This is a genomic window from uncultured Gemella sp., assembly GCF_963529685.1.
GTDB lineage: Bacteria > Bacillota > Bacilli > Staphylococcales > Gemellaceae > Gemella.
This window is the reverse complement of sequence record NZ_CAUSAI010000028.1, coordinates 1-22485: the sequence shown is the minus strand read 5'-3', so window position 1 is coordinate 22485 and position 22485 is coordinate 1. Positions and strand designations below refer to the sequence as shown.

Sequence of the window (22485 nt, the reverse complement as noted above, 5' to 3'; positions counted from 1 at the left end):
GAATGTAGTTGGGTTTACGCCCTGTGAGACTAGAACGTTGCCAGGCAACAGTGAGAACCTTCCTTTTGGAAGGTTCTTTTTTATATAATAAATAAGTTATTATACAAAAAAGAATTAAGGTAGTTTTCTATATAGTTGTAATTAAAATTTCAATAAAAAAAACTACTCAATAATATGGTAATAGCCCCCAAAATTTGGACAAATTTTGGAGGGCTATTTATTATGAAATTAACAGATAAAAATAAGATAGAAATGTATAGACTTAATAAAGAAGGATACTCATACAAGGAACTATCTAAAAAGTTTAAAATTAATCCTAGTAGTGTAAAGTATATGGTCAGATTAGCTGATTTACATGGTGAAACAGTACTAATTAAGGGAAAAAATAATTACTATCCAGCAGAACTAAAACTAGATATAATCAATGAAGTTTTAATATTAGGGAATTCTATAGTAGCTACTTCATTAAAGTACGCATTACCAAATCATGGTTTACTATGTAATTGGATTTCAAAATTTAAAGAAAACGGGTATAATATACTAGAGAAACCGAAAGGAAGACCTAGTAAGATGAAAAATAATAAAAAGATAGAAAAAAATGAATTGTCAAAAGTAGAACAATTAGAGAAGGAACTTGAGTACCTACGTGCGGAAAATGCAGTTTTAAAAAAGTTGAGGGAGATAAGGTTAAAACAATCTCAAACGAAGAGAAAACAAAAATAGTAGAAGAATTAAAGGAAACACATAGATTAAATATACTATTAAAAATTTTAGGCTTATCTCGTTCATCATATTATTATACAAAAAATAAAGAAGATAAAGATAAAAAAAATAAAAGTATAGAAGAAGCTATTAAATCTATTCAGGAAAAGAACAAACTAAGATATGGTTATAGAAGAGTAACATCAGAACTTAGAAACATGGGATTTTTAGTAAACCATAAAAAAGTTTTGAGATTGATGAGAAAACTAGATGTATTATCATTCGTAAGACCTACTAGAAAATACAATTCTTATAAAGGAGAGACTGGGAAAATCGCAGACAATATAATAGATAGAGATTTCTTCGCTTCAGAACCATTAAAGAAATGTTATACCGATGTAACTGAATTCAAAGTTGGAGAGGATAAGGTATATTTAGCACCTATAATTGATGGATATAATGCAGAGATAATAGCGTATAGTGTTTCATTTTCACCTAACATGGCACAACAATATGAAATGTTATCGCAACTTCAAAATGAAAGATATGATGGTATGATATTACATAGTGATCAAGGTTGGCAATATCAACATATTGAATATAGACAATTCCTTAAAGTGAAAGGAATTACACAATCAATGTCTAGAAAAGGAACATCAGCAGATAACGCATTTATGGAATCCTTTTTTGGAGTTTTAAAATCTGAAATGTATTACGGATTCGAAGATACTTTTAAGAATAAATATGAATTAAAAGAAGTCATTATAGATTATATAAAGTATTATAATGAAGAGAGAATAAAATTGAACTTAGGTGGAGTAAGTCCTGTAAATTACAGGGAAATGAATAGAAACTAATATAAACAAAAAGAAACTTTCATTCCCTTTTACAGTTTAGATTTTCCTCCTATTTAATCAAGGACAAGGGCTACGCCTTTTAAAAATCCTTGACTAAATAGTTCAAAAAATCTAAAATAACTGTAAGGAATGAAAGTCACTAAAAGTAATAAAATTTACTGACTTTAAAGTTTAAAATACTAAACAAAAATAACTTAATATTTTGTCCAACTTTTTGGGTGCAGTACCTATATGTCGAGTAGTTTTTTTATTAGTATTATTTGCTTGTTCTGTGGATGAATGGTTTTCTTTCGGCTGGTTTAATTTCACCCATAACTGAATAAATATTAGTTTCTGTAGCTAACAGAGCATGTCCACAAGGTGCTTCAAAAGGAATTTCTCCTAATTGACACCAACGGTTTTCTTTCAGGTTGTATACTAATTCTTTTTTATTCCACTTATATTCACTTACTGGACGTCTGAAGTATGCGTCACGGTATTTTGCGTGATCTTCACCTTTTAACGTAGTTAAATTGAATACTGCGTCTTTCCAAACATCTTTATTGAAACCACCTACTACAAGTAGCTCGTGATCATTTAAAGGAGCCCAATCAGCACCTAGTAGTGATATTTCTTCATTATCTATTACAACATCAGCAAGTTTAGTCCATTCTTTAGTTGTTAAATTTACTTTATATCCATCGCTATAAGTTTCACTGGCTCCACCACCGAACACGTATAGTTCATCATTATATACATAACTTACTGCTTGATTACGTAATTTCCCAGGAAATTCTGAAAATACTTCAAATTTTTTAGTTGCTAAATCATATGCATAAAGTTCATTGTTGTTTGATCCATTAATTGATCCGATACCGAAGTATAATTTATTTTCGTGAATTCTAGCGATAATATTTTCAACAGTAAATGGAAGTGTATCAACAACTTCTACTTTTAATTTATCTTCAACTACAGCGAATGCTAAAAGCTCTGATGAAGTTTCATTTTTTGTTGCGATATAGTATAGAGTGTCATTATATACAGCACTTGGTCCATATGCTAATGGATAATCGAATTGAATTTGATCAAGTAGTTTGACACCTTCTGCTGTTTCTTCATAAAGATATACATCTTTGTGATTTACTTTTACTCCGCCGTCAACAGGAAGGCCACCAGGAAAATTAGCCCCACCACCGAAAATAAGTTTATTTCCTATAACTCCTTTAACTAACCCTGCTGTCCCTATATTTTTTTCGTAGCCTTTTTGCGGTGCTACAGTGGCTATATTAACCCATTTTAATTCAGTACTCATTTTAGTACCTCCCTATTAATTATTTTAAAATCAAACGTTTACATCGATATTTTTTGATAAAGGAAGGGATAAACTTTAAATGAATGCTTTAGATTTATCAACTTCCATATATTATTAATTATTTAAAATCTGCTTCTTTGTCTACTAATACATATACGCTTGGATGATTTTTAAGAATGGTACAAGGTATATTCTCAGTTATTTCATTACCTTCTACTAAACTTCTAACAGCATCTTGTTTAGCTTTTCCGAATGCTAATAGAATAATGTGTTTCGCACGCATAATATCTTTAATACCCATAGTCATTGCTTGTTTAGGAACAAGGTTTATATTACCATCGAAAAATCTAGAGTTAGCTTGAATAGTTTCTTCTTTTAAATCTACAACATGAACTCCAGCATCAAATGGTGTTCCTGGCTCATTAAATCCGATATGCCCATTTCCGCCTATACCAAGAATTTGCACGTCAATTTTCGCTTTATTAAGTTCCTCTTGATAAGATTTAACCGCTAGTTCTAAATCTGAAGCTGACGCATCAGGTACATGTGTATTTTCTTTATCAATATCAACATGATCAAATAAATTTGTTTCCATGAATTTATGGTAACTTTCTGGATGATCGTAGCTAATTCCCACATATTCATCTAAGTTGTATGATTTAATATTTTTATAGCTGAAATTTCCAGCTTTGTAGTCAGCAATCATTTCTTCATATAGGTCTGTAGGAGTAGAACCAGTAGCTAGACCTAATGTAGAATTTTCATCAACTAAACCTTTTAAAATTTTGTATGCTTCTTGTGAAGCTTCTTTTTTTGTATTAAAAACTAAATATTTCATATAATGACTCCTTATAAATTAATTTTCTTTTTTATATACTTCTTTACCACGAGCAAATGTTGTTAGAACTTCGTAAGTAGGGCTGATTACTACAAAGTCAGCATCGTAACCAACTTTAAGTCTTCCTTTTCTATCACCGAAACCTAACATTTCTGCTGGATTTTTTGTACATGAATTAATCGCAGCATCAACAGGAACTAAAGCATCTTCTATTAAGACACGTAGTCCATCGATAACTCTAAGAGTAGAACCCGCTAAACGACCATCATCACGGTGAGCACTACCATCTTCGTAAATTTCCATGTTTTCTCCACCGAAGATATAAGAACCACGACCACATCCTTTAGCGCAAAGTGAATCGGTAATCATAATTCCATGATCGCGACCTTTAGCTGTAAAGTATGTATTTAAAGCATCTGTAGTAGAATGAATACCATCACAGATAATTTCTCCATAAGAATCACGAGCACGTAAAGCAAATCCTACTTGACCACCGTCACGGTGATGGAAACCAACCATACCATTATAAACATGAGTTTGAGATGTAGCACCATTAGCGAATGCTAAATAACTTTCTTTATAGTTACAAGCTGAATGACCTAAACTTACACGGATACCTTGACTTACTAAATATTTAGTAAGTTTATAATTAATATCTTTTTCACACGCGATAGTAATAAGTCTAATTAGATTTTTACTAGCTTCTTGGAATTTTTTAAATTGTTCTACACTAGGTGTTTGGATACAATTTTTAGGTTGAGCTCCACGTTTTTCTACATCAAGATAAGGACCTTCAAAGTGAATACCTAAAATTTCAGCTCCTTCATAACCCTCTTCATATACTTTTGCAACATTTGCTACAGCTTTTAGTAGAACTTCTTCAGTTTGAGTGATTGTTGTAGGTAAGAATGATGTTACACCTTCAGAAACAACATTTTTAGTCCAATTACGAAGTCCTTCTTCATTAACATCATTAGTATCATAACCATAAGCACCGTGAGTATGAACATCTATAAATCCTGGTAAAACACGATTAGTTCCAAAATCATAGTCAACTTTATCGAATGCATCATAATCATGAACAGCTGTAATTTTTTTATCCTCCACTTCTAAAATTAGAGGAAGAAATTGGCCGCTTGACCAAACTTTTTTACTTTTTATTAACATAATAACACCCCTTTTTTATAAAAATTATTTGTTTTAAATTTAATGTGTTAAATCCTCGTTAATTTAATTTTAACACTTTTTAAATAGGTTTGTAAAGTAGAAAAGTAAAAGTTTTCAAAATTAATTTAAAGGTGTTTTTATAAATTTATATAACAGTTAAAAATAGAGGTTTTTTACTGAGATAATTTAAGGTGTTATATTAGAAAAGAAAACAATCTACTGTAATAATAAAAATAGATTAGTGTCTTATACTGTTTGATTTTTTTGTATAAAGCTTTAATAAAGAAATATACTAAAAAAATAAAAAATATGTAAATATATAATAAAACAGAAAATTTTAAGAGGAGTAGTAATTAAAAAGTATTAAAAATATAGATTTAACAAAAGGAAAATGAGTAAAGTATAATAATAAATATACAATATACTTACTATTGACTTTAAGTACAAGAAGATTATAATTATATGTAAGAATAAGGTTACTGTTTTTATAGAGGTAATTTTAATTTAACTTATTTTATAAGAGGATAGAAACATGGATAAATCAAGATTAACGTTTCTTGGTGTGATAATAACAATAGGCATAATATTTGGTGATATCGGTACATCAGTATTATATGTTATGAAGTCTTTTATTCATAATACAGATACTATGATGAATGAGAGTCTTGTATTAGGTTTTGTCAGTCTAATTTTTTGGGTAATGACATTACAGACAACGACAAAATATGTTTTAATAGCACTTAGAGCTGATAACCATGGCGAAGGTGGAGTGTTTTCACTATTTGCTTTAATAAAAAATAGAACAAGACGTAGTGTGGCACTTTTAGCTATGATAGGGGGAGCGACACTGCTTGCTGATGGAATAATAACGCCGGCGATTACAGTAACGTCTGCGGTAGAGGGATTACATGATATAATCCCAACGATAAATACTAATGATGTAATTATCTTAGTACTTCTAATATTTATATTTATTTTTTCATTTCAACGTTTCGGAACGAAAAAAATAGGATCATTATTTGGACCTATTATGAGTATATGGTTCTTGTCGTTATTGTCTTGGGGAATAAAATCAATAATAACAAGACCAGAGGTATTAAAAGCGATTAATCCAAAATACGCACTACAATTATTAATAAATTACCCAGGTGTATTTGTTTTATTAGGGGCAGTATTTTTATGTGTTTCAGGAGCAGAAGACTTATACGTGGATTTAGGGCATTGTGGAAGACAAAATGTAAGAATGGCATGGTTTTCGGTAAAAGTTTGTTTATTAGCTAACTATTTCGGTCAGGCAGCATACTTACTATCGACAAATTATAGTGCAGAAAAAAATCCATTTTTTGCGATAGTACCTGATAGTTTTATAGTATTTCAAGTAATATTAGCGACATTAGCTGCGATAATAGCGAGTCAAAGTTTAATCACAGGATCATTCACGTTGGTATCAGAAGCAATAAAATTAAATCTATTCCCGAAATTAATAATAAAATATCCGACAGAATTAAAAGGACAAGTATATGTATCTGCAGTTAACATAATACTCTTTATTTGCAGTAGTTGTGTAGTGTTATTCTTTAGAACAAGTAGCAATATGGAAGCTGCGTATGGCTTAAGTATTAGTATAACGATGTTCGTAACGACATTGTTACTAAGTGTATATTTATACAAAGTAAAAAAAGATAAAGTTTTCGCCACTATATTTTTAATATTTTTTGGAATAGAGGAGATTTTATTTTTATATGCGAATAGTTTGAAATTTGTAAATGGTGGGTATATAACTGTAATTATAGCTTTATTAATATTTACAATTATGTTTATTTGGTATAAGGGTACAGAGATAAAAGAAAGAGAAAGTCAATATTTAACAGTAAAAAATTATACAAAACAACTGTTGCAACTAAGTACGGATAAAAATGTACCTAAATATGCAACTAACTTAGTATATTTAACAGGTGCAAAACGCGAAGAAGATGTAGATTATGCAGTATTGTATTCCATCTTAAATAAACAACCAAAAAGAGCTAATGTTTATTTCTTTGTACATATAAACGTTATAGATAAACCATATAAACGAGAATATAAGGTTACTAAATTTAGCGATAAAAAAATATTGAAAATTACCTTTAATCTAGGTTTTAGAGAAAATCAAAGGGTAAACATGTTTATGCATCAGGTAATTGCAGACTTACTAGAAAATAAAGAATTAGACTTGCAGCCTACTAAGTATAACTTACGAGGAAAAGCAGAGACAGTAGGAGACTTCAGATTTGTTCTAATAGAAGAAGTGCTAGGAAATAGTAACGGTTTATCTTCATTCGATAACTTTATTATGGGATTAAGATTAAAATTGAAAAAAATAACAGTAACACCAGAAAAATGGTTCGGATTAGATACGAGTGTAATTACTAAAGAAGCGGTACCGCTAAATGTAGTGCAAACTAAGGTAAAAAGATTAACTAGAATCAAATAATAAAAAGATCAGGCTTAGAATGAAATAATGCGAGTTTTATTCTAAGTCTGATTTTTTTGAATTAGGACATAGAAAAAGAGTATGGAATTGTCCATACTCTTTAATGTTTCTATACACTAATTAGCTATTAGTTGTTTAATTTACGTCTTACAGCAAGAGCTACTAAAGCGATTAATCCTAATCCTAATGCTGCAGTGCTAGAAGTAGTCATACCAGTGTTTGGTAGAGAACCTTCTTTAGTTTCAGCTTTAGCTTCATCAGTTTTAGCTTTTCCTTCTTCAACTACAAATCTACCTTCGTTAGTTTTTTCAACTTTAAATTCAGGTTTTTCTAATACAGCTGGTTCTGCTCCATTTACACCACCAGTGAATTCTGGTAATTCTTCTACAACAGGTGCAGTAGTTGGAACGTAGCTAGTAATTTTTTTGTAGTTAGGACCTTTTTTGTAAACATATCCTGTTACAGTAGTTTTCTCGTCTGTTCCGATAGTGTCAGAACCAAGTAAGATATAACCGTGTTCTTCTAAAATTGAATGATAATTATCGTAATTTTGTTCTTTAACACCTTCAGCTACAAAAAGAATTTCTCCATCTTCATCAACCCATTGAGTTTCATATTTGATAGTAGGATCTTTATAAATATATTTAGTAATATTTCCATCTACTTCTTTTTTAACAAATACAAAACCATCATTAAGGATTCCATCGTGGTGACCTAGGAAGTTTTGATCAGCATTTTCTTTTTCTTCTTCTAAAAGAACATCCCCGTTTTCAGAAACCCATTGAGTAAGATATTCAGCTTCTTTTGGAGTAGGAGTTAAAGCTTTAAGTTCAGCTTCTTTTTCAAGTTCTTTATTAATTATTGCTTTTACATCTTCAGGAATTCCACCATTAACTGCGACGCTATCTACAATATTTCCGTCTTTATCACGTTTTAATTCTTCACCTTTTGGAGCGGGATATTTCCCATCTTTATCATCTTTATTAGGTTTTACGTCAAGTTCAGCTAAAACATCCTCTGCAGAAAGACCAGCATCTATTCCTTCAGAAAGGGCTAGTTTTGTATTTTCAACTTCTTCTTTCAGTTTAGCAATAACTTTTTCTTTTTCTTTTTTAACTTTTTCAATTTCTTCAGGTGATAATTGAGGATCTGTAGATTCTAATGCTTTTTTGTAAGTTGCTTCTAAATTTTCTAATGTTTTTTTGTAAGTTGCTTCTAAATTAGCTGCTGCTTCTTTCTTCACATCTTCTAAGTTAACTGGTTTTACTTCTACTAACTTCTTATCTGGTTTTACTTCATCGGCTGCATTAGCTACTGCAGCTCCAGTAGTTGCGATTCCGAACCCTACAAGTACAGATGCAACTCCAACTTTAACTTTACGTAATGAGTATTTTTTTGTTGTCATAATATTATCTCTCCTTTTTTATCATTTTAAACTTTATATAAAATATGACTATGACCATATTCCTAATTATTCTTAAACAGAAATTAATAAGAAATATAGATGTAATTAGTGTATTGACACTTGTTATTATACTATATAGAATAGGATAAAACAAGGACTTTCGAAAGAAATATAAAAAAAGCATAGTTGTGTAAACTAATTGTAACAAAAGCTACACTAAATATTCTTTTAAATAATGTGCAATCAACAAGTATTATTTGTGATAAAAAATTAATTTTAAAGAGGATTATCTAATTTTTGTAAAATATAAAATTAATAAAAATTATAACTTAATAATCAGTTAATATATTAAATCAAAGTAATATTACATTTTTGTTACAAAAATATTTCAGAGTTGATATTTCAGATTATGTAAGTAAAGAAAATGCGGAGATAACTCGAAAATTGTGATTTGATAGGATATGATGTCGAGTTATTTCCGCGTAGTAAATATATAGTTTTTTAATAGTTATCTTCTAGTTTTCTAAATTCATCTCTTGTGTGTTGTGGTAGTGAGCGTCCGTAGTCCATCATTAGAACGATATCTTTAAAGGCAGCTTTAGGAATAGCTAGATGTTCAATATCTTCTACTCCAACATCAAGGTTTATATCCTCTTGGTGATTCGTTTTTAATTTCTCTACAAAATCAGGTTCTGCGACAAAAGGTGATGATAAGCCAACCATATCAGCGTGCAAGATTGCTTCTTCGCATTTTTCGATAGTGTTTATTCCACCTGAGGCGATTATAGGTAATCTGCCATTTAAGTGTTCATAGACTACTTCATTAACTAGTCGACCATGATGAGGACCTTCTGCACGGACTCTATTTAAATAGATGTTCTGTCCCCAACTGGCGATTGCCATATATGATAGAGGTACTCTTTCTAATAGCCAGTCTGTAAGTTGGTTGAATTCTTCTACTGTATAACCTACTTCTTCTCCACGTGTTTCTTCAGGTGTAGCTCGATAACCGAAGATGAAGTCTTTTGGAGCTTCTTTTTTTATAACGTCATATACTTCTTCGAAAACTTCAAGAATAAAACGAGAACGATTTTCTAATGAGTCTACACCGTATTCATCATGACGTTCGTTAGAAAAAGTTGAGAAGAACGTCTGAAGAAGAAGGCGTTGCGCGCTAGATATTTCTATACCGTCAAAACCGGCAGCAATAGCACGACTTGCAGCACGTTTGTAATCTTCCTTAATTTTTCTTATATCTTCAATAGTAAGAGGATGAACGATATGTTCAACAGGAGAGTTAAGTTCCATATAGCTAGGGCCTACAGCGCGTTTATTAGTGGTAACGTAGTGATTAGCAAAGCGTCCAGCGTGAGTTAGTTGAAGGATAGCTTTTGCACCACCAGAGCTCATAGCTTCTGCCATTTTCTTTAAACCAGGAATACACGCATCATCATGAACGCTAAAACCATATTCAAAAAGCTGACCTTCTAAATTGATATAAGCAGCTCCTGTAATTTGAAGAGGTGCTGTATTTTTTCTGCGTTTTGCATATAGTAGATCTTCTTCGGTAATATAACCTTCTTTAGTAGAAGAGTTTGTAGTCATGGGAGAAAGGACGAAACGATTTTCAAGTTCGATACCATTAGCTAATTTTATAGGTGTTAATAATTTAGATTCCATAAAAAATACCTCATTTAGTAGTTTACTAACACACATTACAACAAAAAATTTTATGTAATAAAATTTACACACAATATAGAAGAAATTAGAAAAATACTGTTAAAAAAACTAAGTGTTAATTATAAAGATAATCAGGGAAATTCTAGCTATATTGGTTTTAAAGTAGAGGTGCTAGGAGTGTACTTTTACTGAAAGTACAATAAAACAAATTTATAATTTCAGAAAAGGTTTTCTCATAATTTATTATATCAGATTATTAGTTGGATAAAAAGGTATGGTATGAAAAGAATATAAAAAAGTAGTTAGAACTTTTGTGGTAGCCTCTTCTAGTTTGTATGTGGTTATTAATTTATATAATAAAAAAACCAATTGAAAAACCACTTCAATTGGCTTTTGTGGTGAAACTTGAGTAACCTTTCTCATTCACTTACCTACATTCTAATACACTTCTTTTATTATTGTCAATTTTTTAAAGTTTTAAATGAGAGGTTTTTTTTGTTAATAATATTATTATAATTACAAATGTTTACGTAATATTAAAAATATAAATTTTATTTTAAAGTCACACGAAATTTCTTTTCTTTACTATTTTCAGGTGTTATAATAAAAGTAGGCTACTTGCCCGGAAGGGAGGTGGATTGTATGTACGATATAATCGTTCAAATTCTTGTTGGACTATTAGTAGGTGTAATTCTCCTATTTATAGAGTATTTTTATTTTCTAAACGATAAAAACAACAAGCCCAAGTAGCTCTGTTTAGACACGACGCACGTAGTTCACTTTACGTGTGATATTATTATCCTACTAAAATGAGTAAGTTAATACATATAAAAAAGCAACTGAACATCCACTTCAGTTGCTTTTCGTGGTTGTATGTGAATATAATCGTTCAATTCACTTATCTACATTCTAACATACTTCTTTTATTGTTGTCAATTTTTTAAAGTTTTAAATGAGAGTTTTTTAATTAATATTAGTCTTATAATTATATGTGTTTACGTAATGTTAAAAATATAAATTTTATTTCAAAGTCACACAAAACTTCTTTTCTTTACTATTTTCAGGTGTTATAATAAAAGTAGGCTACTTGCCCGGAAGGGAGGTGGTGAGATGGAGATAGTCATCTATCAGATTCTTGTGAATCTATTATCTGGAATAATACTCCTTTTAATAGAATACTATTTGCTAAAAGATAGTCACAGGAAAAAGTAGCCTTTTTAGCCCACAACGCATACATTTCACTTTGTGTGTGAGTATTATCTAAATAATATAAAAAGCCAATTGAACAAGCACTTCAATTGGCTTTTGTGGTGAAATTTGATAGTCATCTCTCATTCACTTACCTACATTCTAGCACAAAATCTCATCTATTGTCAATTTTTTAAAGTTTTAAATGAGCGTTTTTTTGTTAATAATGTTATTATAATTATAAATGTTTACATAATATTAAAAATATAAATTTTATTTCAAAGTCACGAGAAATTTCTTTTCTTTACTATTTTCAGGTGTTATAATAAAAGTAGGCTACTTGCCCGGAAGGGAGGTGGGCGCATGTATGATGTAATCATCCAAATTCTTGTTGGACTATTTGTAGGAATAATTCTCCTATTTATAGAATATTTTTATTTTCTAAACGATAAAAACAACAAGTCCAAGTAGCTATGTTTAGACACGACGTACGTAGTTCACTTTACGTGTGAATATTTATTATCTTACTAAAATGAGTAAGACAATATATATAAAAAAGCAACTGAATCGCACTTCAGTTGCTTTTCGTGGTTGCATGTGAATATAATCATCCAATTCACTTAACTACATTCTAACACACTTCTTTTATTATTGTCAATTTTTTAATAACTTCAAGCACCGTACTTTTTGATAAGAATTCAAAGTAGCGGTGCTACAAATATGTACTTTTAATGAAAATGTGATATAATAAATTCGTAATTTCAGAAAAGGTTTTCTCCTAGTTAAGTATATTTGATTATCTGTTTAATAAAAGGCGAAATTTGCTAGGAGAATGGGTAATTCTTAAGTAATATTAGAAATTAACTATATAAGAGGATAATATATGAGACTTAGTATTTTAGATTATGCTATTGTAGATGAAGGAAAGAGTTCGATAGAGGCTATTGAAGAGAGTGTAGAATTAGCTCGTTTGGCTGAAAAGTTGGGGTATAGTCGTTTCTGGATGGCTGAACATCACCAAGTACCTGCTCTTGCGAGTAGTAGTCCTGAGTTGTTAATGTTACACCTTCTTCAAAATACAGAAAAAATACAAATAGGATCTGGTGGGATAATGATTCCTCACTATTCACCGTATAAAATTAGCGAATGGATCAAGCTTCTTAGCGCCTTATATCCTAATAGGGTAAATCTAGGAATTGGTAACAATCCTGGAACGAGAGTAGTTCAAAAATTGATGAACACTACACCTATAACAAGGGAAGAATATAACAAAAGTTGTAAAGAGTTGGTTGACATTCTTACAGGAACTGGCACATTTGTGCAACCTCCTGAAGCGAAGGTGAGCCCGATGTGGGTACTATCAACTAGTGAGAAAAGTGCGAATCTAGCAGCGGAACTCGGTCAAAACTATGTCTATGGTCTATTCTTTAATCAGGCTGTAGATTATATAGAAACAGCTAAAAGATGTTTACAGGCTTATCGTACTAAGATGCTCGAGCAGGATAAAAAACCACAAGACGTACTTGCAGTATTTATAGCGATTGGAGAAGATGAACAAGAGGCTAAAGATTTGGTACGCTCGTTAGATGTTTGGCTTCTTGGTAAAAAAGAATTTACGGAATTCAACAGATTCCCTAGTATTTCTACAGCTAAGGCGTATAAGATTGAAAAAAATGATATAGAAAAAGTAGAGAAAAATAGAACAAGATTAGTATGGGGGACGAAGGATGTAGTTATAGAAAAACTACGAAAACTAGCTACAGAATTGGAATTAGAAGAACTTATGTGCATACCTTTGGTACCAACAATAGAGAGAAGAAAAAATATTATTGAGATTTTAGCTAAAGAGTTAATGGGAAAAGAGGAGAAAAATTAATGACTTGGAAGGCGATAGAGTTAGTAGAAAACAATGCCGAAAAATTAGCTCAGTTGATAGATGAGGCTGAAGCAATAGTTATAGGAATCGGAGCAGGGATGTCTGCTGCTGATGGTTTTACATATATCGGAGAGAGATTTACGAGTAACTTTAAAGATTTTGTGGAAAAATATAAGTTTTTAGACATGTTACAGGCGAGTTTGTTTGATTTTCCAAGTTCGCAGGAATATTGGGCGTTTCAAAGTCGTTTTGTGTTGCTAAATTACTTCGATCAACCTGTTGGGGCGAGTTATAAGGCGTTGAAAAATATATTACAAGATAGAAACTATCATATTATTACGACAAATGCTGATAATGCCTTTGATGTAGCAGAGTACGATATGGATAAGGTCTTTCACATTCAAGGGAAATATGGCCTTATGCAGTGTAGCAAACATTGTCACGCAAAAACTTACCAAGATGAAGCTTTAATGCGTAGGCTTGCTGTGGAACAGGAAAATATGGAAGTAGACTATAGATCTATCCCGTTATGTCCAGAGTGTGGGGCACCGTTAGAGGTGAATAAAAGAAATGCTGAAAAAGGTATGGTAGAAGATCCGATTTTCTTTGAACATCTTGATAAGTACAATGAATTTTTAGAAAACAATCGTGATAAAAAGACGTTGTTTATAGAAATCGGAGTAGGATTCACAACACCTCAATTTATAAAATATCCATTTTATAGAGAACTTGATAAGAATCCAAAGGCGTTGATGATTACTATGAATCAGAAAAAATACCAATTCCCAGAAAGAATAGCTTCGAGGGTGTTGTGGTTTAATCAAAATAGTAAAGAGTTAACACTAGATGTCGAAGAGTTGTTGAAAAAATAGTGTGGATTAGAAATTCTATTAGAGAAATCTAAACATAGTACAATGCACATAAACTTTGTGCGATATAATTTAAATTAGATAAATAAAATACATTAATAAAAATTAAAAATAAAGGAGAATAAATTATGTATTTAATAGAACCAATTAGAAATGGAAAATATTTACCAGATGGAGCGCTAGTAATGGCGATGCAAGTTTACGTACTTAATAATATAGATATCGATGAGACTGTAATCTTCCCGTATTACTGTGAGCCAAAAGTGGAAATCGGATTATTCCAAAATGCTGAAACAGAAGTAAATCATGACTATATGAAAGAAAAAGATATTATCTTAGTTCGTCGTGATACTGGTGGTGGAGCTGTTTATGTTGATAATGGTGCTGTTAATGTGTGTTTCTTAATGCCAGGAGATACTGATGTATATGGAAACTACAAAAAATTCTATCAACCAGCAGTTGATGTTCTTCACAGTTTAGGAGCTACAGAAGTTGAACAAAAAGGGCGTAACGATCTTACTGCTCGTGGTAAAAAAGTAAGTGGAGCTGCGATGACGTTAGTTCGTGGTAAAATCTACGGAGGATATTCATTACTTCTTGATGTAAACTATGAAGCGATGGTTAATGCTTTAACACCAAACCGTAAAAAAATCGAATCAAAAGGTATTGAATCAGTTCGTGCTCGTGTAATGGGTATGCGTGAATTATTAAAACCTGAATATCAAAATGTAACTATCGACGAATTTAAAGATTTAGTTATCTGTGGATTAATGGGGATTGATGATATTAAAGATGCGAGAAGATACGAACTTACTGATGAAGATTGGGCAGCGATTGAGAAACTTGCTGATGAGAAATACCGTAACTGGGATTGGAACTATGGAAAATCACCACGTTACAACTACAATCGTGATGCGCACCTTGCAATCGGAACAGTTGATATTAGCTTAGAAGTTGAAGAAGGACGTATTACTAAAGCGAAAATTTATGGAGATTTCTTCGGTAAAGGAAATGTTGCTGATGTAGAAGAGAAATTAATTGGAGTAAGAGTTAAAGAAGAAGATTTACTTGAAGCATTAGGAAGTATTGACCTATCATTCTACTTCGGAAATGTAGAAGCTAAAGAGTTAGTAGATTTAATCTTAAGCTAATTTTACGAAATCTATGTAAAAGAGGTGTGAGTTTATGGAAAAATTATTAACTCCCATAAAACTAGCAAATGGTGTTCAGTTAGAAAATAGATTCGTGCTATCGCCGATGACGACTAATTCTTCTACAAAAGATGGAATTATCACACAAGAGGACTTGGATTATGCATTAAGACGTGCTAAGTCAGCGCCGCTACAGGTAACGGGTGCGGCTTATGTCGATGTTGATGGGCAGTTGTTCGAGTTTGGTTTCGGTGCACATGATGATAGTTGTATTCAAGGGCTTACTAAGATGGCTGAGGCGATGCAAGATGCTGGAGCAAAAGCTATTTTACAACTGACTTATTCAGGTGCGGGTGCTAATTACTACGGCGTGAACCATAAAGTCTATGGTCCTAGTAAACTGAAGTTACATCTTCCATTTGAACACGAAGTAGAAGAACTCTCTCATGAGATGATAGCGGAAATTGTACAAAAATACAAAGATGCGACAAGAAGAGCTATACGTGCAGGATTTGCGGGTGTGGAAATATCGACAGCACAAAAACTTATGTTGCAGACGTTTTTCTCTACGGTATCGAATAAACGCCATGATGAATATGGTGTAGACTCATTGGAAAATAGAGCTAGATTTATTCTTGAAGTGTTTGAAGCAGTGTATGAAGTTATAAAAAATGAAGCACCTGAAGATTTTATTCTAGGATATAGAGCGACACCAGAAGAAACACGTGGAGCGATAATAGGATATACTGTGGAGGAGTTCAATCAACTTACAGATTGGATTTTGGAAAAAGTTCCATTATCTTATATTGCGATAGCAAGCTGGGGGCAAAATATTTATCTAAATAAAGTTCGTGCGGAAGGACCTAACGAGGGACGTTTGATTAATAAAGTAGTCCATGAACACCTAGCGGGACGTGTTCCGTTAATGGCGACCGGTGGAATTAATAATATAGAAAAAAGTCGTGAGGCGATTATGCATGCGGAGATGGTAGGTTTATCTAGTGTTTTTGTTGCTGAGCCAGACTTTGTGACTAAATTCCAAGAAAACCGTGAGGAAGATATAACGTTAAGTGTTGGAGTAGATGATATCGAAAGGTTAGCGATACCGAAGGCTGCGTTTAAAGATATCGTGCTGATGATGGATTATGGAAAGAGTCTACCAGAAAGTACGAGAGATGAATTTAGGAAACTAGAAGAGAATTACTAAGTAGTTTATCGTTGTTCGGTAGAGGTTAAAAAGTAGTAATTTTTAAGGTAAGATAGAAAGTTACTAAGGCGATGTAGCAGCTACTGTTATCTATGGTTTGACCTAGGTAATGGTAGCTGTTAATGCCATAGTGTTTAATAAACAAGGAGTGTGTATGTATTTAGTAGAGCCGATAAGAAACGGAGAATATATTTATGATGGGGCGGTAGCTTTAGCGATACAGGTTCATGTGCTTAATAAGTTGAACTTGGATGAGGATATAATATTTCCTTACTGTTGTAAACCGAAGGTGCAGATTGGTCTTTTTCAAAATGCTGAAAAAGAGATTAATCATAATTACATGAAAGCTAATGATATTACGCTAGTTAGACGTGATACTGGGGGAGGAACTGTGTTTTTAGATGAGGGAGCTGTGAACATCTGTCTAATCATGAGTGGAGATAATAATATCTACGGTAATTTTAAGAAATTTTATGAACCTGCGGTAAATATTCTAAAAGATCTTGGTGTGGATAATGTTGAACAAACAGGTCGTAATGATCTTGTTGTTGATGGTAAGAAGATAAGTGGAGCTGCGATGACTATTGTTAACGGCAAGATTTACGGAGGTTATACATTACTTTTAGATGTAAATTATGACGCGATGGTAAATGTTCTTACACCTAATCGTAAGAAAATAGAGTCAAAAGGTATAGATTCGGTGAGGAGCAGGGTCACTAGTCTTAGAGAATATTTAAATGAGGAATATAGAAATTTATCTGTAGTAGATTTTAAAGATTTATACCTTTGTCGTTTGTTTGATTGTGAGAGAATAGAAGATATAAAACGTTATGAACTAACAGAAGCTGATTGGTGCGAAATTGATCATTTACTTTGTGAAAAATATCAAAACTGGGATTGGAATTACGGGAAATCTCCACGTTATAACTACAATAGAGATGCGCGACTAGGGATAGGAACTGTTGAGTTTAATCTGGAAGTAGAAACGGGACGTATAACGAAAGCTAAGATTTGCGGTGACTTTTTCGGTAAAGGTAATGTCAGTGATGTTGAGGAAAGGTTAATCGGAGTAAGGGTGAGAGAAGAAGATTTACTAGAAGTATTAGAAAGTGTAGACTTAGCTCACTATTTTGGAAAAGTAGAAGCTAGAGAACTTGTTGAACTGATATTGAGTTAAGAAGAATTCAAGGGGAGGAAATGTAGTTTTCTTAATGTTTTGAGAAAGTAAACTATTGATAAATCACTTTTGGGAGGATTGATTAAAAATTCCTAATTTTTAAAAAGTTTATATAAAAACTTATAGACGTAATGGTTTATTGATATCTAAATTTACTTTGTAAAAACTTTTCACACATGTATTAGACTACTTAAAAGCAACCGACTCTCAACTTCGGTTGCTTTTTTGTAGCTTATGTTATATAATGTTAATTTAGCACAAAAAACATTGATAAATTAATATTTTGATGCTAGAATTAATTTATAAAATATAGAAAGAAGGATGTAAAATGAAAAAATTAGCAAAAGCTTTATGGATTGAAAAAAGCGAAGGTGTATACATTATCGGACCAACTGCAGAATTACAAGATGATGTTGGTACTATAGGATTTGTAGAATTTTCAAGAAAAGATAAATTAGAAAAAGATGATGTTATCTTACGTTTAGAAGCATCAAAAACTGTATTAGACATCAACACACCATTAGCTGGAGATGTAGTAGAATACAACAAAAAAGCTGAAGAAGAGCCAACAGTTCTTAACTCAGCAGATCCAAAAGAATCTTGGATTGTTAAATTAACAAACGTTGATGAAGCGGAATTCAATAAATTTGTAGAATACAAATAATAACATTAGTTATGAATTAAATTCGGAGCTAAGGAAGACCTAGCTCCGAATTTTTTTCTATTATAAAAGAGGTAATGTATAAGATATCTTCATATATTTAATTATTTAATTAATTAGATTTATGAAATGGATTGAGGTTTAATAATAAATAAAGATTATCTAACTATTAATAAAACAGTGTTTTTTTTTTTTTTTTAAGGAGGACACCTCGTAGAAATAATATATTAAAATATTTGAAAACAGATAAGAAAAATGATAAAATATATCGTTAGAGATGTTAAGTTTGAAAAAATATTGTTAAATGGGAATTATAGAAGACGATATAAATTTAGGAGAATAATGATGATAAATAAACAACATAAGATTAACATTAACCAGAGAGATAATAGGTTTAGTATTAGAAAATTTAATGTTGGAGTTGCTAGTATAGCTGTATCTTCTGTGGCGATAGCAGGAATGATGTTTCTTGGAAACACTAATCTAGCTTATGCAGCAGGAGAGAGTGATTCAGGTTTTAATAGAACGGAAACTGGAAACTCGACGGTAGCAGATACTCAAGAATTTGTAATGGTAACTCATGAGAAACCAGGTGGAGTAGTAGAAGATGTTGCTATTTTAAAATCAAAATTTTCAGAAAATCTTGAACAATTAAAGAAAGATTATCCAGGATTTACTGCGACAAATTTACAACTTGTTGGAAAAAATAAATATAAAATTACATATGTACCGGTTACTACAACAAATAAACCGAATACTACAACAGAATCTGCAGCTAATATAGGAGATACAGGTACTTCAAATAGTACATCAGCAACTACTAATCAAACACAATCAACAACTGAAAATAGAGTTAGTTTACAAGGACATATAGTAGGAAACCAAACAGAATATAATGTAGGAGAACAGATCATCTCAACATTTAGATTAGATGTATCAGCTCCTTCAAAATTAGAAGAAGGTTCTTATATTTTAGTGAATTTACCTGAGAATGAACCTATTACTGATGTACAATTTGGTACAGCTTTAAGAGTGGAAAAAGTAACGGATACACAGTATAAGATTTATACTGGAGAAGTTCCAAGTGGTTCTTATGGTAATTTCAATATTAGTTATAAATTTGATAAATATAGAACTGGCCGTAATTCTCAAACTTCTATCACTTCTCAAGTGATGGATAAAAATGGGAATCCAATTTCACCTGAAAAGACTACTAAGTCAGTGGTAGCAAATACAAATAAGAGTGGATATGCTAGTATTCATGTGGACAGTGAAAGTGGTGCTAGAGATTTAGCTTTATTTAACACAAATGCACCCGGCGACTCTATTGATGAAACAAAGAATAAAGAATTAGTTTTAAAATTAACGACATTAAATAAAGAAGTTGCTGCTGTCAATAAAATACAACATGCTATTACTTTACCGACAGGAGCTGTAGTGTCAGAAACATCTATCAATGCAGGATGGACACAGGAAGGAAATATCGCTCGTTATACAAGAACAATAACAGATGCAAAACCTGTATTTGATCAAGGGAATAATACTAGTGATGATACGCTTCGTATTAATATGCGTCAGGCAGGTACATTAGAAGAGTTTTTAAAAGGAAAAGAATTTACTTTTACAGATAATGTAACTTATACAGATAAATCAGGAGAAACGAATACAAGTCAAGGAACAACTTCGTTAGTTGTGAAGGCTGTGAATCCATATAAAGATAACGGAGATGGAGCAACGCCAAATGCAGCAGGAGCGCAACCCCCATTAGTGATTAATAACTATACTAATGAACAAAATCATGAAAATAGAGTGAATATTGCAATTCCTGGAATTAATACGGAAACAGATGATAAGAGAATTATTGTTTTCTGGAGAAGTGTAGATACTCCAACAAAAGTTAAGGAAGTTGAATTAACGATTGATAGTGATTTTGATCAAAAGAGATCAATTGAATTTTATGGGACTTGGAATAAGAATGGAGCATATGCAGCTTGGTATGCACCGGATAATCTAGGAACAAGTAATACTTTTGAAGTGTATACAGTGACTGGAACAAATGAAACAAAAATTGGAGAGATCGCATTTAAAAAGAATGGAGGTACTTCAATAGATTTACCTGAAGGTACAACCCGAGTTTTATTAAAGCCAAAAGGTGAAATGACATTTACAAATGATACGCTTAGTCAAGCGGGTATTTATTTACATCAAAACTTAAAAGGCTTAGAAAAAGCTAAACAAATGGTAGCAGAAGGAAAAGAAGCTAAGAGTATCGTTACTGCAAAAGTTTCAACTCAAGATACAGATGTGGTCAATACAAGTATTTCTAAAACGATTTTAGCAGATGCTAGAACAGCTTTAAAACTGACATCGAGAACTGGGAAAATAGAAACGGTTCTAGCAGGGAATAAAACACAATCATTAAGTTCTGGAATAGAAGCTTATGATTACTCACCTTCAGGTTTAGGGAATCGTGTATATAGTACATTGACATCACACCTTGCTACTACTGATAAAAAATTAGATTATCTTGGAGCGAAGAATCCTAAAATTATTGTGGAATTACCGGATGGCTTTAGTTATGCAGGAGATAGCCCACTTGTAACTAAAGATGATAATTATCAAAATACTGGTAAACGTGTATTGATTATTGACCCGAAAGATTCAAATACTCGTGAGAATGTAACTCCGAATTTAGAGTTTAATGTAGCACAATGGGTTCAAACAGGTAGTTATCGTTTGAAATATACATTAGTTTGGGATGAAAATAGATTCCTACATGGGTTAAATCCTAATAATGAGTTTGATGGAGATAAGACAATTATCAATACATCAACTTTCACTTATGAAATTCCTGTAAGTAATACATCAGCGACACGATTACACGTAGATGTAACCGATAAAAATGATCAACGAGAAGGTTACACAACATCGTTACAGAATTTAGCTCCAAAAACAGATGTGACATATCGTTTTACATTATCAAATACAGATAATTCAAAATTATCGAATAATGAAGTGCTTGTGACATTACCTAAAAAAGAGGACAAGAATATTGTTGATACAAGTATAGCTCGTAATTCTGCATTTGATGTGGAAGCTACAGGAGAAGCAATAGCTCCTGCAGGATGGACAGCATACTACTCAACTTCTCCAATTAATGGAAATGCAAATGAAGTTGCTACAGCAACAACTTTAACAGCTGATCAAGTGACAGATTGGAGCAAGGTTACAGCAGTTAAGTTTGTTTCTAATCAAGGGACTACATTAAATCCGGGATTATCAAATGAATTTTTAGTACCAGCAAGAATTTCTAAAGATGCAAAAGATAAACAGGTAGCTTATATTTCAGCAGCAGCAAAAACAAATGCAGAAGAAATATATAATGAGGCGAATGTAGCTTCTGTTACTATTAAAATAGAAAATATAAAAAATGGAGCTGTTAAAATTGCATATGAAGATATGCAAGGAAATACGATTAAACCAACAATAACAGCTATTGAAAAAAGAGCTTATACAAAAGATTATAATGTAGATACAGAAGAATATCGTCCTGATGAATTTACATATAATGACATAGCTTATAGATATATGAGAGTCAAAGAAACTTCGGCTCCGGTTGAAGGTGTTGTTAACAGTGAAGAAATTACTGTAACTTATGTTTATGATACTTTGTATGAAAATGTTCCAGAAACAAAAACAATCACACGTACAATCAAGTATGTAGATGCAAGTAACGAAACTACAGAAGTATCACCAAAAGTTGTTCAGAATGTTACGCTAACAAGAACAAACAAACGAAACAAAGTAACGAATGCACTTGAAGAAGGAACATGGAGTACTGCAAATTGGGATGAAAAAACATCACCAACCGTAGCAAACTATGGAACACCAGATAAAGCAAGTGTAGCGTCAGTGGCAGTAACACCAACAATGGAAAACGAAG

The 22485-nt window shown here is 31.9% G+C and carries 14 protein-coding genes; 9 read left to right on the top strand and 5 right to left on the bottom strand.

Annotated elements, in window-relative coordinates; all coding sequences use genetic code 11:
- The first annotated feature begins 222 nt into the window (after nucleotides 1–222).
- A protein-coding gene (locus RWS90_RS05355; RefSeq protein ID WP_314549344.1) for an IS3 family transposase occupies nucleotides 223–1559 on the top strand; the annotation gives its coding sequence in 2 pieces (ribosomal slippage) (nucleotides 223–712 and nucleotides 712–1559; 1338 coding nt in all).
- Between the two features lie 256 nt (nucleotides 1560–1815).
- Here the strand turns inward: RWS90_RS05355 and RWS90_RS05350 are convergent.
- From RWS90_RS05350 to nagA, 3 genes are all read right to left on the bottom strand, one after another.
- Nucleotides 1816–2850, bottom strand: coding sequence for a cyclically-permuted mutarotase family protein (locus tag RWS90_RS05350; protein WP_314549342.1), 1035 nt, complete (start codon nucleotides 2848–2850; stop codon nucleotides 1816–1818).
- Between the two features lie 118 nt (nucleotides 2851–2968).
- Nucleotides 2969–3688 carry a glucosamine-6-phosphate deaminase gene (gene nagB, locus RWS90_RS05345; RefSeq protein WP_314549339.1) on the bottom strand — a complete coding sequence of 240 codons (720 nt, stop codon included), beginning with the start codon at nucleotides 3686–3688 and terminating at the stop codon, nucleotides 2969–2971.
- Between the two features lie 18 nt (nucleotides 3689–3706).
- Nucleotides 3707–4855, bottom strand: a complete 1149-nt coding sequence (gene nagA, locus RWS90_RS05340; protein WP_314549338.1) for an N-acetylglucosamine-6-phosphate deacetylase — start codon at nucleotides 4853–4855, stop codon at nucleotides 3707–3709.
- Between the two features lie 532 nt (nucleotides 4856–5387).
- On the opposite strand from nagA, the gene RWS90_RS05335 reads away from it, so the two are divergent.
- A complete protein-coding gene (locus RWS90_RS05335; protein ID WP_314549336.1) occupies nucleotides 5388–7328 on the top strand; it encodes a KUP/HAK/KT family potassium transporter in 1941 nt (646 codons plus the stop codon).
- A 127-nt stretch (nucleotides 7329–7455) separates the two neighbouring features.
- On the opposite strand, the gene RWS90_RS05330 is transcribed toward RWS90_RS05335, so the two are convergent.
- Both RWS90_RS05330 and RWS90_RS05325 read right to left on the bottom strand, forming a co-directional pair.
- Entirely contained in the window at nucleotides 7456–8733 is a 1278-nt protein-coding gene (locus tag RWS90_RS05330; protein ID WP_314549332.1) for an SIALI-17 repeat-containing surface protein, read from the bottom strand.
- A gap of 501 nt (nucleotides 8734–9234) precedes the next feature.
- Nucleotides 9235–10413, bottom strand: coding sequence for an NADH-dependent flavin oxidoreductase (locus tag RWS90_RS05325; RefSeq protein ID WP_314549330.1), 1179 nt, complete (start codon nucleotides 10411–10413; stop codon nucleotides 9235–9237).
- A gap of 2071 nt (nucleotides 10414–12484) precedes the next feature.
- Here RWS90_RS05325 and RWS90_RS05320 point away from each other — a divergent pair.
- The 7 genes from RWS90_RS05320 to RWS90_RS05290 all read left to right on the top strand — a co-directional run.
- Nucleotides 12485–13477, top strand: a complete 993-nt coding sequence (locus RWS90_RS05320; protein WP_314549329.1) for an MsnO8 family LLM class oxidoreductase — start codon at nucleotides 12485–12487, stop codon at nucleotides 13475–13477.
- A complete protein-coding gene (locus RWS90_RS05315; protein WP_314549327.1) occupies nucleotides 13477–14349 on the top strand; it encodes an NAD-dependent deacetylase in 873 nt (290 codons plus the stop codon). Before RWS90_RS05320 ends, RWS90_RS05315 begins: the two co-directional genes overlap by 1 nt.
- A 125-nt stretch (nucleotides 14350–14474) precedes the next feature.
- Nucleotides 14475–15497, top strand: coding sequence for a lipoate--protein ligase (locus tag RWS90_RS05310; RefSeq protein WP_314549325.1), 1023 nt, complete (start codon nucleotides 14475–14477; stop codon nucleotides 15495–15497).
- 34 nt (nucleotides 15498–15531) lie between these two features.
- Nucleotides 15532–16704, top strand: coding sequence for an NADH-dependent flavin oxidoreductase (locus RWS90_RS05305; protein WP_314549323.1), 1173 nt, complete (start codon nucleotides 15532–15534; stop codon nucleotides 16702–16704).
- A gap of 154 nt (nucleotides 16705–16858) precedes the next feature.
- A complete protein-coding gene (locus tag RWS90_RS05300; protein WP_314549321.1) occupies nucleotides 16859–17881 on the top strand; it encodes a lipoate--protein ligase in 1023 nt (340 codons plus the stop codon).
- Nucleotides 17882–18209: 328 nt separating this feature from the next.
- Nucleotides 18210–18545 carry a glycine cleavage system protein H gene (locus RWS90_RS05295; RefSeq protein ID WP_314549319.1) on the top strand — a complete coding sequence of 112 codons (336 nt, stop codon included), beginning with the start codon at nucleotides 18210–18212 and terminating at the stop codon, nucleotides 18543–18545.
- Nucleotides 18546–18887: 342 nt separating this feature from the next.
- On the top strand, nucleotides 18888–22485 hold a 3598-nt coding region (locus RWS90_RS05290), incomplete at its 3' end, for a mucin-binding protein (protein WP_314549317.1).